The sequence below is a fragment of the Ovoidimarina sediminis genome (genome assembly GCF_032586175.1).
GTDB classification, from domain to species: Bacteria; Pseudomonadota; Alphaproteobacteria; order Rhodobacterales; family Rhodobacteraceae; genus Ovoidimarina; species Ovoidimarina sediminis.
The window spans coordinates 96,599-110,194 of sequence record NZ_JAWHTE010000007.1; the positions used below are offsets into that span (position 1 = coordinate 96,599).

Sequence of the window (13,596 nt, forward strand, 5' to 3'; positions counted from 1 at the left end):
GGAGAGCAGTCAATGGAGCCGCCACATGGATCGCCGCCTCTTTCTCGCCGGTACAGTCGCATCGTTTCTTGCAACGCCCGCCTTCGCCGAAGTGCCTCTCGAGACCCTCTCCGAGTACTTCAACGCGATCCGCACGCTTGAGGCCCGGTTCACCCAGCTCAACGCGGACGGATCGCGGTCTACCGGCACGCTTTACATGCGTCGCCCGGGTCGGGCGCGTTTCGAGTACGACCCGCCCGAAGAGTCGCTCGTGATGGCAGGTGGCGGGCAGGTCGCGATATTCGATGGTCGCTCGAACGCAGGATTTCCCGAGCAGTATCCGCTGAAGCGCACCCCGCTTTACGTGATCCTCGAACGCAATGTCGACCTTGAAAACCAGCGTATGGTCGTAGGGCATCGGGGCGATGCGAACCGCACGATCCTTACCGCCCAGGATCCCGATGCGCCCGAAAACGGCCAGGTCGAACTGGTGTTCCAGAACGAACCGCTGAGCCTTGCGGGCTGGACGGTGATCGATGCCATGGGACAGCCCACCCAGGTCAGGCTGGATGAGATCCGGCTTGGAGGCACGCTGTCAGCCGTGCTGTTCAACATCACCCACGAAGTCGAAAGCCGGAAGCGCTGAACCTCCTCAGCGCCGTCCGCAAGATACGAGCTGCGCCTCGTAGGTGACGGCGCGCTGTGCCACCTCGTTGGCCACGCGCATCAGCCACTGCTTCTTGTTGTAGCTGCCGCGCCGGTACCCGGTACGCCCCTCGTGATAGGCGAGGTACTGGTTGCGCGCATCGGCCATCGAGATGCCGAGTTCGGCCTGTGTCGCCGCGAAATACCAGCCCATGAAATCCGTCGCATCGTCGATATCGTCGCGCCGGGCCCGCCAGCGGCCGGTGTCGCTGCGGTAATCGTCCCACGTTCCGTCCAGCGCCTGGCTGTAACCATAGGCCGAGGAGACGCGCCCCATCGGGATGATCCCGAGCGTGTATTTGCGCGGGGTGCGCGCGTTTCCGATGAATTTCGATTCCTGATAGATCGTTGCCATCTGCACCGGCACCGGCACGCCCCAGCGCGCCTCCGTCCGCTGCATGGCGCGAAGGTAATTCGGTCGCTGGCTGACAATGCTGCACGCATTGTCGAGATTCCGGGGCGCCGAGTAGTTTGCGCTGCCGCAGCCCGCCACAAGGGTCAAAAGCACCAGAGCGCGAAGAAGTCTGCTCATCTGCCTCTCGCTCGTTCTTATTTGTTTTGCGGCAGACTACCGGATGCTGTTCCCCGGCGAAACGAAAAACTGGGCCCCGGTCAGATCACGAATGCGAGGATCAGGGGGATCAGGCCAACCGACAGAAGGGTTGAGACGACGACAAGGCCGGCAACGGCATCGGCATCCGCGTCGTACTTCTCGGCGAGAAGATAGGATGTGACGGCGACCGGCGTGGTGACCTGGAGAACGAGAACCGCGAAGGGCACAGGCGCGAGCCCAAACCACACTCCCGTTCCCCAGGCAGCAGGCAGGCATATCAGCGCTTTGGCAAGGCTCAGCCACAATGACTGGCCAAACCGGCCCGGCGACAGCCGCGCCACCGCCACGCCAAGGGTGATGAGCATCAGCGGTATCGCCGTCTGCCCGATCAGGTCCAGCGTGTTGGTCAGGAAGGCGGGCGTTTCCCAGCCCTGCCAGAGGAAAAGAAGACCAAGAAGCGTGGCCGCGACCATCGGCTCTTTCGCGACCCAAAGGGGGTTTCCGCCACCCGCCACAATCCACAGGCCGACGGTGAAATTCATCACCGCCATGATCGCGAGAACCACGACCGCATAGCCAAGCCCCTCCGCCCCGAAAGCGAACAATGCCAGCGGCAGACCGATATTGCCTGTGTTGCCAAAGATAATCGGGCTGAGATACGTCGGCATGTCGAGGCGCAGGCCAGCAACGAGTGCCGTGGCGGCCAAGGCCACGATCCCGTAGGCCACGAGCGTCGCCAGCGACAGCGCGCGAAGCGCCGCGGGATCGATCTCGGTTTTCATCAGCGCAGTAAAGATCAGACAGGGCACGCCCAGCTTCATCGCGAACCGCGTGATGAACTCGATTCGGTACTCGAACCCAAGACGCACCCAGGCGAAGCCGACGAGCCCCAGAAGGAAGATCGGAGCCACGATTTCAAGCACTGTCAGGGCGACGTTCACAGTCTGTTTCCCTCAATCCGGGGCTGGGGCGTGGACAGCCCGCAACCCATTCATTAGGAACAGAGTATTGGGGGTCGTACTATGTTGACACAGCGTGCGAAGTATCATCTTGGCCAGATTGTGCGCCACCGGAAACATCCGTTTCGTGGTGTGGTGTTCGATGTGGACCCGGAATTCAGCAATACCGAGGAATGGTATCGCGCCATTCCGGAAGACAGCCGTCCGTCCAAGGAACAGCCGTTTTACCACCTGCTGGCCGAGAACGATCAAAGCTATTACGTGGCCTACGTGTCCGAACAAAACCTCGTGGCCGATTATTCGGGCGAGCCGGTCGGGCATCCGGATATTCCGGATCTCTTCGGTGATTTCGAGGACGGGCACTATCCGCTGCATTTTCAGCTGAACTGAACGAACACCGATGAACGCGGGGTGGGCCGGAGGCACCGCCCCTGTCCGGCCGGTTCAATATCCCAGGGCGCAGCCGTCCTTGCGCGGGTCGGAGCCGCCCTGAAGCACACCTGTCCCTGTATCGATACGAATGGCCTGGGCGCCCCCGATCGGTTCGTCGGGAATGAACACGTCGTGGCCGAGATCGGCGAGTGCGGCCCGCACCGCGTCGGGATATCCCCGCTCGACGGCCAGCCGGCCCTCGTAGGCGAAGCATCGCGGGGCATCGATCGCAGCCTGGGGGTGCAGGCCGTAATCCATGAGGTTGGTCACGAACCTCCCGTGCCCCGCTGCCTGGTACGCTCCGCCCATGACGCCGAAGGGCATCGTGAAATCGCTGCCCGAAAGCATTCCCGGAATGATCGTGTGCAGGGGACGCTTGCCCCCCATGGCCTCGTTCGGATGCCCCTCGGCGAGGGTGAAGCCCGAGCCGCGGTTGTGGAACAGTATGCCGAACCGGTCGGAGGCAAGACCTGCGCCGAACTTCCGGAAGATCGAATAGATCAGCGAAACGGCCATCCTGTCGCGGTCGACGACCGTGATATAGATCGTGTCGCGGTGCACCTCCTCGCTCAGGCGGTGCGGGTCCTGCATCGCACGGTCGGGCCGGATCAGGGCGGCGAGCCGCTCCGCCGTCTCGGGCGCGGTCATGTGATCTGTTCGCGTCGCATGATCCGGATCGGCGATGAACCGGTTGCGCGCGCTATAGGCGAGCTTCACGGCCTCTGCCTCGATGTGGGCGCGTTCGGCGCCAAACGGATCCATCGCCGCGAGATCGAACTTCGACAGGATCTTCAGAAGCAGGATTGCGGTCGCGCCCTGGCCATTTGGTGGATGCTCGTGAAGTGTGGCGCCGCCGTAGGCGACCTTCAGGGGATCGGTATACTCGGCGGCGACGGCCGCGAAATCCGCCTCCGTATGGCATCCGCCCGCGGCCCGTAGCGCCGCGACCATGTCCTCCGCCACCGGTCCCTCGTAGAATCCGGCGCGCCCCGTACGCGCGATGTGTTGGAAAGCTTCGCCGAGTGCGGGGTGTCGGTAAAGCATGCCGGGGGAGGGTGCAGCGCCGTTCAGAAGGTAGAATTCCCGCGCCGCGCCGGTCAGAAAGGCCTCGCCTGCAGTCCAGTCGAAGGCCGTGCGGGGCGAAACGGGTACTCCGGCCTCCGCGTAGTGGATCGCCGGGGCAAGCAGCCGGTCGATTCCGAGCCGCCCCCAATCCTCGGACAGCCTGCAAAACGCATCGACTGCGCCGGGCAGGGTTACGGGAAGAGGCCCGCCGGCAGGCATCCTGTCATGCCCCGCGGCCCGCAGATCCTCTGCCTTCAGCGCAGCAGGGGCGCGGCCGGAGCCGTTCATCGCCCGCGGGGCCGCGTCCCCGGGCCTCTGGAACAGCACGAAGCAATCGCCACCGATCCCGGTCATCTGGGGTTCGCACATCTGCAGGACGAACGCGCCGGCGATCGCGGCATCCATTGCATTTCCGCCTGCCTTTAGCGTCTCTACCGCGATGAGCGCGCCAAGCGGATGCGACGTGGCTGCCATCCCGTTCGTCGCAAAGACCGCCGAGCGACCCGGCAAATGAAAATCGCGCATGATACCTCCTGCCTGCGGGGCGCACTCTAGGCGATGCGGTGGCGCTGTCCACATGCGCCCGCGCCGGGCGCATCGCCATCAGAGGAGAAGCGGGCGCGAAGGTGATGCCCTGATTGCCCCGATAAACAGCGCCGTGGCTTATCCTATGGGGGCGAGATCCGGCTCGCGGCCGGCCACTGCACGGTAGACAGCCGGCACCGTTTCAGGCCTTGGGCCTCATTCGTCGAAGCCGATGCTCAACGTGCCCAAATGTGCCGGTGAAAGCCCGACGAACGCTTCGCCGATGCCATTTGCGCACGCCCTCACCAGGGGCAGTCTCCCGAAGCCCTGAATGATCCGGCATTCGCAATTCCGCTTCTCGATCCGGGCCGCGAAGCCCTTGCGCCGAAGCGCGCCTCGAACTGAAGGTCTGGTTTCGTCAATCTCGCGTATCGGTGCATCCGAATGCGCTGCGTGACTGCCGCCTGCAAGGGCGCCTGCGGCTCCAGGGATGCGCGCGAAGTTCGCCAAGATCGACCAAGGCATTGAAGACTGGTGGCTCCTGGAAGGCACTGGTCAAAGCCATAGGCCGTGCCTTGCCCTGTCACCCCAATTACGGCTCGGAACCCGATGCACCGCCGCGCGTCTGCTCCCGCACCACTGAGGCGGAGTGCTGTACGATATGCCACGCGGCACTTGGCGCTTCCTGTGCTTCATGCCCACGCTTCACACCATGGTGTTCGTGGATCCTGCCCGAAGCTTACTTCCAAGGCACGTCCGGGCGGCCCCTTTCACAAGTGCCGCAAGACAGACGTCAGCGGGTTGCCCCAAGAGCGATCCGGAACGGCAGCCTGTTACGGTCGTCCACCCGCTCGTATCGCAGTTTTCGCGCCACTTCGCGGATCAGGTGCAGCCCGTAGCCGCCCTCTTCCTGCTCATGGGCCCGCCGATCGGGATTCGCCGTATGGCCGCCAGGCAAGCGGCCTGCAGGCATCGGAACCCCATCATCGGTGATCACGAAATGCAGGCCCGGCGGCGCGGCATCGATCGTCATCTCGATCACCCCGTCCTCGCGATCGGCGAAGGCGTGTTCCACGATGTTGTTTAGCGCCTCGGCAAGCGCGATCTCCATCCGGTCGATATCGTCGCCCGAGGCGGTCGACCGGTCGACCAGCCCCGCGATCTTCTTGATGGCCAGGCGTGTGCCTTCATTCGTCGCCGGGATGGACAGCGCCGTGCGCATCGCGCCCTCGGGGCTCGTGCCCCGGCGGATCACGATGCCGTCGTCGCCCCCCATCGGCTGTATGGGTTCAGGATGCACGGGAATAGGCCCCCAACGCTGCCTCGCGCGACGAATGAATTGTCACCACGCTGTCCATTCGCGTCAGCCGGAACACCGTCTGCACCTTGGTCGACAGCCCCGCAAGCTCAAGCGGCCGGTCCGGGCCCATGATCTTCATTACCGAAACGATGGCGCCAAGGCCGCTCGAATCAATCGAATCCACAGGCTTGAGGTCAAGAACCACGCGTTGAGGCGCGTCACCGATCACCTTGCGCATTTCATCCTTGAACTGGATGGCCGTTCCGGCATCGATCCTCTCGTCAAGAATGGTGACGACAAGACAATCCCCGATAGTTTCAGACTGAAGCTGCACGAGACACTCCTTTCCCAACGCTTCGGCGCAGGCTAGACCGAACGGGTTACCATTCGGTAAGAGCGCAATCGAAAACTCGAAATACCGGGGCATCGGGCATGCAGGACTATACCGCGCTCGGAAAAACCATCGCGGCCTTGACCGAGGGAGAGACCGATACCATCGCGCTGATGGCGACGGTGGCCTGCGAGCTTCACCATTCCGATGCGCGCTTCGATTGGACGGGCTTCTATCGCGTCACCGCGCCCGGCGTTCTGAAGATCGGGCCCTATCAGGGCGGCCGTGGCTGCCTCGTGATCCCGTTCGAACGCGGCGTCTGCGGCGCGGCCGCCCGAACCGGAGAGATCCAGATCGTCGCCGATGTCGATGCCTTCCCCGGCCATATCGCCTGTTCGTCGAGTACCCGGTCGGAAATCGTGCTGCCGGTGCGCGATGCGGCGGGCGCGCTTATCGGCGTTCTCGATATCGACAGCGATCAGCCCGATGCTTTCGGGCAAGGCGATGCGGAAGGCCTCTCGCGGATCCTCGCGGATGTCTTCGGAAGGTTGGAGGCATGAGCGTCGAGGGCTGGCTTGTCTTCGCGGCTTTCTGGATGCTCTTCGTCACGACGCCCGGGCCCAACGCGGTGAACTGCATCAGCAACGGGATGACTCACGGCTTCCGCCGGTCGCTTTGGGGTGTCGCGGCGATCCTGACCCAGGCGACGCTTTTCCTGTTCCTCTCGGCTGCTGGCGTTACGGCGGTCATCGCGGCCTCAGAGACGCTTTTTCTCGCGATGAAGGCAGTCGGGGCCGCGTTCCTGATCGGCCTCGGCATCCGCGGCTGGATCACGGCGAAGCGCCCGGTGCCGGCGCGCCCCGCGTCGGGCCGCTCGATCTATGGCCGCGCCTTCCTCATCGCGACGATCAACGCAAAATCCATTGCGGGCTATCTCGCCGCCTTTTCGCAATTCGTGCAGCCCGACGTGCCAATCTGGACGCAGATGACGGTGATCGTGCCAACGGCGCTGACGATTACGGCGCTCAGCTATACAAGCTACACCGCCATTGGCGCTTGGGTGGGTCGGCAAGCCATGGCCGCGGTTCTGAATGTCTGGTTCCGCCGTGTCATGGCGGCGTGCTTTATCGTCTACGGGGCGCTTCTCGGTGCCTCAGGGATACAAGGGAGAGTATGATGAAGGGTTCCTGCCTGTGCGGAGGCGTCCGCTTCACCGTAACCGGAAGACCCCAGGGTTTGTCCGCCTGCCATTGCGGCCAGTGCCGGAAGCAATCGGGTCATGTCTGGGCCTCGGCCTACGTCCCGCAGACGGAAATCGCGATCGAGGGAGACGCTCGCTGGTACGAGGCCAGCGCGACGGCGAAGCGTGGCTTCTGCCCGACCTGCGGGGCCTTCCTGTTCTGGAAGGCCCATGACGAAGATACGATCTCCTTCGCGCTGGGCGCGATCGACGGTCCCACGGGCATGACGCTGCAAAAGCACATCTTCACGTCCGACAAGGGCGATTATTACGACATCACCGACGGCCTGCCGCAGTCGTGACGGATGCCTACGCGCCCCCAGACGATCCTCTTGAGATCGTCCACGCCGATCATGAGATCCTCGTCGCCAACAAGCCGTCGGGGCTTCTTTCGGTGCCGGGAAAGGGGCCGGAGCTTGCCGATTGCCTCATCGCCCGCATCCAGGCAGCTTATCCCGAGGCGCTGCTCGTCCATCGGCTTGACCGGGATACATCGGGCGTCATGGTCTTCGCGCTGACGCCCCACGCCCAGCGCCACCTCGGCCTCCAGTTCGAAAAGCGCAGGGTGCGCAAGGTCTATGTCGCGCGGGTCGCGGGGATCGTGGCGGAAGATACCGGGACGGTCGATCTGCCGCTTGCCGTCGACTGGCCGAACCGCCCCATGCAGAAGGTCGATCACGATGCGGGGCGCGAGGCCGTCACCGACTGGCGCGTGGTGCGGCGGGGCGACGGCGAAACGCGCCTCAGGCTGTTCCCGAAAACCGGGCGATCGCATCAACTCAGGGTGCATATGCGCGAGATCGGGCATCCGATCCTCGGCGATCCGTTCTATGCCTCAGGCGAGGCGCGTGCGCATCCGCGCCTCATGCTCCACGCCGAAAGCCTGCGTTTTCGACATCCCGACGGGGGCGCTGGGCTGACCTTCTCGGTGAAGGTGCCATTCTGAACGCGTCAGTGGCAAGTTACCGGATATAGCGGTCCGTCAGGTTCTCGCGTGCACCGACAAGCGGGCTCACAATCTCGCGAAGCTCCGGCTCGCGATCAAGAAGTGCCTCGATCTCGTCCATCCGGTTTGAGGCCACCAGTGCCAGAACGTCGCGCCGCACGGCACCGCCGTCGCCCCGGGGCAGGGCGGACGCGGTCTGAAGGTGGTCGAGCCTGAGCGCTTTCACCCGGCTCCGCAATGCGTCCGCCGAAAGATCGGTTTCGACGAAGGCATAAAGCCCGATCCGCGATGCAGCGGCGGAAAATGTCATGATCTCAACTTCGCGAACCCCTCCGCCGTCCAGAAGCGCCGTGCGGATCGCTGGGCCTTCAAGCTCCAGCCGGTCGCCCGTGCCCTCGCCATCCGACCAGTTCAGCACCCGTCGGGTGACGAAATTGTAGGCCCGCTTGCCGGTGGCGCGCCAAATTTCCGAAAGGCGCGACCGGGTTTCGAGGATCTCGCGTTCTGCAGCGGTCAGCAGATCTGGCGCAAAGCGCTGTTTTTGTTTCAGAAGGTGGCGCTCGTCTTCGTAGACGCCAATTTCATAGAATCGCCCGCGCCGCCGGTGCAGGATCGCAAGCTGAAAGTCGATCACGCCCGCCCGTCCGTCTGGCAGGGCAAGCCAGTTCTGCGGCTTGGCGAGGTCGTTATGGGTTACGCCGCGCGCATGCATTTCCTTCAGCAGCCGGGCGGCATCCTTGTACCATTCCGGGCCCGAAGGCCGGGCAAGTTGCAGCGGCGTGCCCTCCATCCAGCTTCGGGTCAGCCCGTCACGGCTAGAGGTCACAAGCTGCGGCACCCCGTCGATCCCGATGACAGCCTCGAGCGCCCGCGCCTCGCGCCGCGCAAGGGCCCGCCCGATACCCCTCGACCAGAGAGGGAGAGTGCCGAGGTTCCGCCGGGTGAGCTTTTCCTCCGGACGGCCGGGGGCATGGCCCATCACCGTCTCTGAAAACGCATCGCGCTTCAGAACGCTCGTGGCGACGAAGGTGTCTTCCGGCCCAGTCATCCGCGCGACCTATCACTCGCGGGCGCCACCCGGCAAGGCGGCACGGATGGCGCGTCAGGCCCCGGATCCAAGAAACCCCTGGATCGCGGTCAGTTCGTCCTGCCGGATCTCGTGCCCGCCCGGATGCCAGATCATTTCCACCGCCGCACCCTGCGCACTGAGAAAGCCGGCCAGTGCCTCGGTCAGCGGCGCCGGGCAGATCGGATCCTGCCGTCCGGCCGTGATCAGAACACGCCGGCCCGCAAGGCCCGGCACCGGATCAGGCGACCAGGGGATCAGCGGGTGCATCAGGATCAGATCGTCGACCAGGTCTGGCCGCGCGAAGGCGACCGAGGCAAGGATGTTCGCCCCGTTCGAATAGCCAAGGCCGATCACGCGGTCCGCCCTGGTTTGTGCCGTCTCGGTCTCGATAAATGTTGCCATCGCTTCCGTCCGGCGCGCGAGGTCTTCCATGTTATAGATGCCTTCGCCAGTACGTCGGAAGTACCGGGCATGCCCCATCTCGGAAACATCGCCCCGGGGCGAGACGACATGCGCGCCGGGGAAAAGCTGTCCTCCGAGCCCGTGAAACTGTGTTTCATCGCCCCCGGTCCCGTGGAACGTGAAGAGGAGCGGGGCGCCCTCGCGCCCCTCCGTCCTTGCCGCGAAATAGCTCATCTCAGTCTCCGATCGGCTCCAGCACATGCTCCAGCCGCTCGCGCAGGTGCGCATGCTGCGACGGCAGTTTCAGCGCCTCGCCCAGATGGGCGGTATCCTCGTCGCGGTCGAAGCCGGGTTCGTTGGTCGCGATCTCGAAAAGAACGCCCCCCGGTGTGCGGAAATAAACCGACCAGAAGTAATCTCGGTCGATCACCGGCGTCACCTGATAGCCTGTGTCGAGAAGCGCCTCGCGCACCTCAAGCTGACGCGCGCGAGTCTCCACCGCAAATGCGATGTGATGCACGCTGCCCGCACCCTGACCGGCCCAGGGCGCGCCCGGCACACTTTCCAGATCGATGATGTCCGCCCCGTTTCCATCCGCGATGGCAAAGCGCGTGACATCGCCGTCGCGCTCGATCTCTTCATATCCCATGAAGCGCAGAAGCTCGGCGGACGGGCCGGTGCCGCGCAGCCGGATCGCGGCGGAGTGAAACCCGCGAATCGCGATGTCCTCGGAAACACCGTTGCCGGTCCACGGCATGCGCGCATCCTCGGTTTCGACCAGGGCGAAACCGTCGCCATCGGGCCCGCTGAAGGCGAGGACGTCGTCTCCGAACCGCGTGCCGCGCTGAAGCCCGGTAACGCCATGGCCTGAAAGCCGCTCGGTCCAGGCCGGCAGGCTGCCCCTAGGCACCGCAAAGGCGGTGGTGGCGACCTCGCCTGCGCCTGCCCGGCCGCGCATGGCCCCCGGGAACGGGAAGTACGTCATCACCGATCCCGGCGCGCCGGTCTCATCTCCGTAATAGAGGTGGTATACGTCGGGCGCGTCGAAGTTCACGGTTTTCTTCACCCGGCGCAGGCCGAGCGTGCCCGTAAAGAAATCGTTGTTCTGGGCCGCGCCGGATGCCAGCGACGTGACGTGGTGAAGGCCCTTGATCTGGTGCAGCATGGTGCTGTCCTAATTGGCTGATGTCGCCATCGAAGGTATGACGTGCAAGGACGACATCAACCGCCGCCCACGCGCCATTTATGTGCAATTGTGCACTCGGTTTAGGAAGCAGGTGTGGTGAGCTGCCGGTAGATGCCAAGGCGGTCTGCGATCTGCCAATGCCCGGTCAGCCTGTCCTCTGCGTCGAAGCCATAGACGGTTGCCCCGGTCATTTCGATCCGCCGTCCGGTCGCGGGCAGGCCGGGAAGATCGCCCAGATGTGTGCCCGTCCAGGTCCAGGTCAAGGCGATCCGGTCGCCTTCCTCGATCATGTCGACGACGGTAAAGACCTGATCGGGCGCCGCGTCGCGCGATGTCACGAGCCGATCGGCGAACCCGTCCCGGGTGAGCGTCTGGCCATGCCACGGATCGCCCGGATCGTTGTGGATGGTGTAGCGGTCGGCGATGAACTCCTCCACCGCCGCCACCTCGCCCTCCGACCAGATCCGGCGCAGAAACGCCGCAAGCCGATCTTTCCTGTGGCTCACTCCGCCGCCCAGTCCGAGACCGACTTGACCTCGAGGTATTCCTCGATGCCCCAGACACCGCCCTCGCGCGCCCGGCCCGACAGGCCGACGCCTCCGAAAGGTGCGCCCGCACCGCGCGGCTTGTAATTCATCTCTACCATGCCCGAGCGCAGGCGCCGGGCCAGCCGGTTGCGGCGCGCCGGGTCGGAGGTCTGGACGTAGTTCGTCAGGCCATAGGCCGTGCCGTTTGCGATCTCGAGCGCCTCTTCCTCGGTATCGAACGGGATCATGGACAGAACCGGGCCGAAGATCTCGGTCTGTTCGATTTCCATCCCCGGGGTCACATCCGCGAATACCGTCGGTCGCACGAAGAAACCGCGGTTGAAGCCTTCGGGACGCCCCGGGCCGCCCGCGACGAGCCGTGCGCCTTCCGCGATGCCTGTTTCGATCAGTGCCTGCACCCGGTCGAACTGCCGCTCCGATACAAGGGGGCCGATATGCCGCCCGTCTTCGTGGGCCGAACCGACAGTCGTGGCCTCCGCCGTCTCGCGCGCGATTTCCACTGCCTCGTCGTAGATCGGGCGTTCCACCAGCATCCGCGTCGGCGCGTTGCAAGACTGGCCGGTGTTGTTGAAGCAGGCCCGCGCACCCTTCTTTACCGCACCCTCCGGCGCGTCGGCGAAGACGATGTTGGCACCCTTGCCGCCCAGTTCCAGTGACACGCGCTTCAGTGTCTCGGCGGCGGCCTTGCTGATCGCCTTGCCGGCACGGGTGGAGCCGGTGAAGGAAATCATGTCCACGTCGGGATGGGCGGAAAGAACCGCGCCCACGCCCTCGCCATCCCCGTTCACAAGGTTGAAGACACCGGCGGGCACGCCTGCTTCGTCGATGATCTCGGCCAGAAGGATCGAATCGAGCGGCGCGAATTCCGATGGCTTCAGAACCATGGTGCAGCCGGCGGCCATCGCGAAGGGCACCTTCAGCGTGGTCTGGCTGACCGGCCAGTTCCACGGCGTGATCATGCCAACAACGCCGATCGGCTCCTTCAGAATATGGGCACCTTCTGCGGTGCCCAGCGGGTGATCGAACTGCACCTGTCTGGCGGCCGCGATACAGCCCTGGATGTTTCCAAGACCGGCGGCGGCCTGCGCACCCCGGGCCCACGCCTTCGGCGCGCCCATTTCCATCGAGATCACCTCGGCCATCTCGTCGATCCGGCGCTCGTAGATCTCGGCCATTTTCTCGATATAGGCGATGCGCTCCGCGGGTGGGGTTTCGGACCAGCCCGGCAGCGCGCGGCGGGCGGCGGCAACCGCCGCGTCGGTGTCGACGGCACTGCCCAGCGAGATCACCGCGCAGGGCTCTTCCGTCGAGGGATCGATGACCTCGCAATCCCGCGTTTTGGCGGGATCCACCCACTGGCCGTCGATGTAGAATTGGCGATGTTCGCGCATGGCGTAACCTCCTGTTCGGGGGCACGGTGATCCGCACCTCCCCTGACCGCGAGACTTCGTAGTCGCGCGCCGTCGCAGTTTCAATCGCTGCCGCACCACTCTTCCGCGATCCAACGCCGTTCATGGCGATTTCCAGCCCAGAAATCGCCCGAATCCCCTTTTACGTCTTGAAGCAGTCACATCGACGCGGAGACGAACGATGCCCATCGTTATCGGGGCGCTGGCTATCCTAACGGGTGCCTATCTCTGGTATCTGCGCTACCAGAATGCGCGCGATGCCGCCGAAACACTGGTCGATGCGGCCAATGACGTGCGCCTCGCCGCCCGCCGCTTCGGCTTCCGGCGCAAGGCGAATGTCCATCCCGCCGAATGCGTGGACGATCCGCGTCTCGGCGCACTCGCAATCGCGGCGGCGATGATGCAGATGGACCATGCATGGAGCCGCGACGCCGAGGAAAGCCTCGCGCGCGGGGCGCGCGATGTTTTCCTCGTGACCGCGTAGGAAGCGGAGGAAATGGTGGTCTTCGCCAAATGGCTCTCCGACCAGTCCTCGACCTATGACGAGATCGTGCGCCGGTTGGCAAAGCACCTCGCGTCGTTCGGTGAGAGCCGCACCCGACAGGATCTCGCCCGCATCATCGAGGCGACCTGCAGCGATTCGGATGGCGAACTGAGCGACAAGGCGATCGACGCCCTCAATACGGTGAACCGCCACCTGCGCTGAGGCGCGTTCGGGTCCGATACAAATCTGTCATCCGACTGTCACGGGATTGTCAGCCTTGCCCGATATCGGGCGGGGTACAGCCACCCGTTGACGAGAGGCGAGGATACCCGACGCATCCCCGGAGCACCTGACATCTTGCCTGACCCTTGCAAGAGTCTTGCGCGACCGGGCAAGTTGCGTCCAGATTGTCAAAGTGCGTGAACGGCGCAACGACGCCGTATGTGGTTTCCTCGTAAGACTC

The 13,596-nt window shown here is 64.4% G+C and carries 18 protein-coding genes and 1 pseudogene; 8 read left to right on the plus strand and 11 right to left on the minus strand.

The annotated features are described in order from the left end of the window. Positions 1-25: 25 nt before the first annotated feature. Positions 26-625 (plus strand): LolA family protein, encoded by a 600-nt coding sequence (locus tag RXV90_RS10400; RefSeq protein WP_316648583.1) that lies wholly within the window; start codon positions 26-28, stop codon positions 623-625. A 6-nt stretch (positions 626-631) separates the two neighbouring features. Here the strand turns inward: RXV90_RS10400 and RXV90_RS10405 are convergent, their stop codons facing one another. Then, a complete protein-coding gene (locus tag RXV90_RS10405) occupies positions 632-1,216 on the minus strand; it encodes a transglycosylase SLT domain-containing protein (RefSeq protein ID WP_316648584.1) in 585 nt (194 codons plus the stop codon). An 80-nt stretch (positions 1,217-1,296) separates the two neighbouring features. Next, entirely contained in the window at positions 1,297-2,178 is an 882-nt protein-coding gene (locus RXV90_RS10410) for an AEC family transporter (protein WP_316648585.1), read from the minus strand. An 81-nt stretch (positions 2,179-2,259) separates the two neighbouring features. Here RXV90_RS10410 and hspQ point away from each other — a divergent pair, with 81 nt between their 5' ends. Further along, the gene (hspQ, locus tag RXV90_RS10415; RefSeq protein ID WP_316648586.1) at positions 2,260-2,586 is read left to right on the plus strand and encodes a heat shock protein HspQ; all 327 of its coding nucleotides are present in this window, start codon (positions 2,260-2,262) and stop codon (positions 2,584-2,586) included. A gap of 54 nt (positions 2,587-2,640) precedes the next feature. Here hspQ and RXV90_RS10420 read toward each other — a convergent pair whose 3' ends face one another. The 4 genes from RXV90_RS10420 to RXV90_RS10435 all read right to left on the minus strand — a co-directional run bounded on the left by RXV90_RS10420 (position 2,641) and on the right by RXV90_RS10435 (position 5,852). Further along, entirely contained in the window at positions 2,641-4,218 is a 1,578-nt protein-coding gene (locus RXV90_RS10420; RefSeq protein ID WP_316648587.1) for a gamma-glutamyltransferase family protein, read from the minus strand. A 216-nt stretch (positions 4,219-4,434) separates the two neighbouring features. Beyond that, positions 4,435-4,728 (minus strand): hypothetical protein, encoded by a 294-nt coding sequence (locus RXV90_RS10425; RefSeq protein ID WP_316648588.1) that lies wholly within the window; start codon positions 4,726-4,728, stop codon positions 4,435-4,437. Positions 4,729-5,011: 283 nt separating this feature from the next. Further along, positions 5,012-5,494: an ATP-binding protein gene (locus RXV90_RS10430; RefSeq protein ID WP_316648589.1), complete on the minus strand. Its 483-nt coding sequence runs from the start codon at positions 5,492-5,494 to the stop codon at positions 5,012-5,014. A 13-nt stretch (positions 5,495-5,507) separates the two neighbouring features. Next, a complete protein-coding gene (locus RXV90_RS10435; protein ID WP_316648590.1) occupies positions 5,508-5,852 on the minus strand; it encodes an STAS domain-containing protein in 345 nt (114 codons plus the stop codon). A 98-nt stretch (positions 5,853-5,950) separates the two neighbouring features. On the opposite strand from RXV90_RS10435, the gene RXV90_RS10440 reads away from it, so the two are divergent. The 4 genes and pseudogenes from RXV90_RS10440 to RXV90_RS10455 form a co-directional block, all read left to right on the plus strand. After that, complete coding sequence (locus RXV90_RS10440; RefSeq protein WP_316648591.1) at positions 5,951-6,409, plus strand: GAF domain-containing protein; 459 nt, start codon at positions 5,951-5,953, stop codon at positions 6,407-6,409. Further along, a complete protein-coding gene (locus RXV90_RS10445) occupies positions 6,406-7,026 on the plus strand; it encodes a LysE family translocator (RefSeq protein ID WP_316648592.1) in 621 nt (206 codons plus the stop codon). Before RXV90_RS10440 ends, RXV90_RS10445 begins: the two co-directional genes overlap by 4 nt. Continuing rightward, complete coding sequence (locus RXV90_RS10450) at positions 7,023-7,391, plus strand: GFA family protein (protein WP_316648593.1); 369 nt, start codon at positions 7,023-7,025, stop codon at positions 7,389-7,391. The genes RXV90_RS10445 and RXV90_RS10450 overlap by 4 nt, the downstream gene beginning before the upstream one ends. Next, positions 7,340-8,035, plus strand: a pseudogene (locus tag RXV90_RS10455) (pseudouridine synthase); the annotation flags it as partial. The gene RXV90_RS10450 and the pseudogene RXV90_RS10455, both read left to right, overlap by 52 nt. Positions 8,036-8,051: 16 nt before the next feature. Here RXV90_RS10455 and RXV90_RS10460 read toward each other — a convergent pair. The 5 genes from RXV90_RS10460 to RXV90_RS10480 form a co-directional block, all read right to left on the minus strand. Further along, complete coding sequence (locus tag RXV90_RS10460) at positions 8,052-9,083, minus strand: serine/threonine protein kinase (protein ID WP_316648594.1); 1,032 nt, start codon at positions 9,081-9,083, stop codon at positions 8,052-8,054. A gap of 54 nt (positions 9,084-9,137) precedes the next feature. Then, on the minus strand, positions 9,138-9,740 hold the full coding sequence (locus RXV90_RS10465) for an alpha/beta hydrolase (protein WP_316648595.1): 603 nt from the start codon (positions 9,738-9,740) through the stop codon (positions 9,138-9,140). Position 9,741: 1 nt separating this feature from the next. Then, entirely contained in the window at positions 9,742-10,671 is a 930-nt protein-coding gene (locus tag RXV90_RS10470; protein WP_316648596.1) for a VOC family protein, read from the minus strand. A 101-nt stretch (positions 10,672-10,772) separates the two neighbouring features. After that, complete coding sequence (locus tag RXV90_RS10475; RefSeq protein WP_316648597.1) at positions 10,773-11,198, minus strand: ester cyclase; 426 nt, start codon at positions 11,196-11,198, stop codon at positions 10,773-10,775. Further along, positions 11,195-12,631 (minus strand): aldehyde dehydrogenase family protein, encoded by a 1,437-nt coding sequence (locus RXV90_RS10480; RefSeq protein WP_316648598.1) that lies wholly within the window; start codon positions 12,629-12,631, stop codon positions 11,195-11,197. The genes RXV90_RS10475 and RXV90_RS10480 overlap by 4 nt, the downstream gene beginning before the upstream one ends. Before the next feature lie 199 nt (positions 12,632-12,830). Between RXV90_RS10480 and RXV90_RS10485 the strand changes: the two genes are divergently transcribed. Together RXV90_RS10485 and RXV90_RS10490 are read left to right on the plus strand one after the other, a co-directional pair. Then, positions 12,831-13,133 carry a hypothetical protein gene (locus RXV90_RS10485; RefSeq protein WP_316648599.1) on the plus strand — a complete coding sequence of 101 codons (303 nt, stop codon included), beginning with the start codon at positions 12,831-12,833 and terminating at the stop codon, positions 13,131-13,133. A 12-nt stretch (positions 13,134-13,145) separates the two neighbouring features. Next, positions 13,146-13,355: a hypothetical protein gene (locus RXV90_RS10490; RefSeq protein WP_316648600.1), complete on the plus strand. Its 210-nt coding sequence runs from the start codon at positions 13,146-13,148 to the stop codon at positions 13,353-13,355. Positions 13,356-13,596 lie beyond the last annotated feature (241 nt).

Bases quoted from the DNA above. Each gene is read 5' to 3' on its own strand.
- RXV90_RS10400 (WP_316648583.1), top strand. From the start codon at position 26: ATGGATCGCCGCCTCTTTCTCGCCGGTACAGTCGCATCGTTTCTTGCA.
- RXV90_RS10405 (WP_316648584.1), bottom strand. From the start codon at position 1,216: ATGAGCAGACTTCTTCGCGCTCTGGTGCTTTTGACCCTTGTGGCGGGC.
- hspQ (WP_316648586.1), top strand. From the start codon at position 2,260: ATGTTGACACAGCGTGCGAAGTATCATCTTGGCCAGATTGTGCGCCAC.
- RXV90_RS10420 (WP_316648587.1), bottom strand. From the start codon at position 4,218: ATGCGCGATTTTCATTTGCCGGGTCGCTCGGCGGTCTTTGCGACGAAC.
- RXV90_RS10430 (WP_316648589.1), bottom strand. From the start codon at position 5,494: ATGGGGGGCGACGACGGCATCGTGATCCGCCGGGGCACGAGCCCCGAG.
- RXV90_RS10440 (WP_316648591.1), top strand. From the start codon at position 5,951: ATGCAGGACTATACCGCGCTCGGAAAAACCATCGCGGCCTTGACCGAG.
- RXV90_RS10445 (WP_316648592.1), top strand. From the start codon at position 6,406: ATGAGCGTCGAGGGCTGGCTTGTCTTCGCGGCTTTCTGGATGCTCTTC.
- RXV90_RS10450 (WP_316648593.1), top strand. From the start codon at position 7,023: ATGATGAAGGGTTCCTGCCTGTGCGGAGGCGTCCGCTTCACCGTAACC.
- RXV90_RS10460 (WP_316648594.1), bottom strand. From the start codon at position 9,083: ATGACTGGGCCGGAAGACACCTTCGTCGCCACGAGCGTTCTGAAGCGC.
- RXV90_RS10465 (WP_316648595.1), bottom strand. From the start codon at position 9,740: ATGAGCTATTTCGCGGCAAGGACGGAGGGGCGCGAGGGCGCCCCGCTC.
- RXV90_RS10470 (WP_316648596.1), bottom strand. From the start codon at position 10,671: ATGCTGCACCAGATCAAGGGCCTTCACCACGTCACGTCGCTGGCATCC.
- RXV90_RS10480 (WP_316648598.1), bottom strand. From the start codon at position 12,631: ATGCGCGAACATCGCCAATTCTACATCGACGGCCAGTGGGTGGATCCC.
- RXV90_RS10485 (WP_316648599.1), top strand. From the start codon at position 12,831: ATGCCCATCGTTATCGGGGCGCTGGCTATCCTAACGGGTGCCTATCTC.
- RXV90_RS10490 (WP_316648600.1), top strand. From the start codon at position 13,146: ATGGTGGTCTTCGCCAAATGGCTCTCCGACCAGTCCTCGACCTATGAC.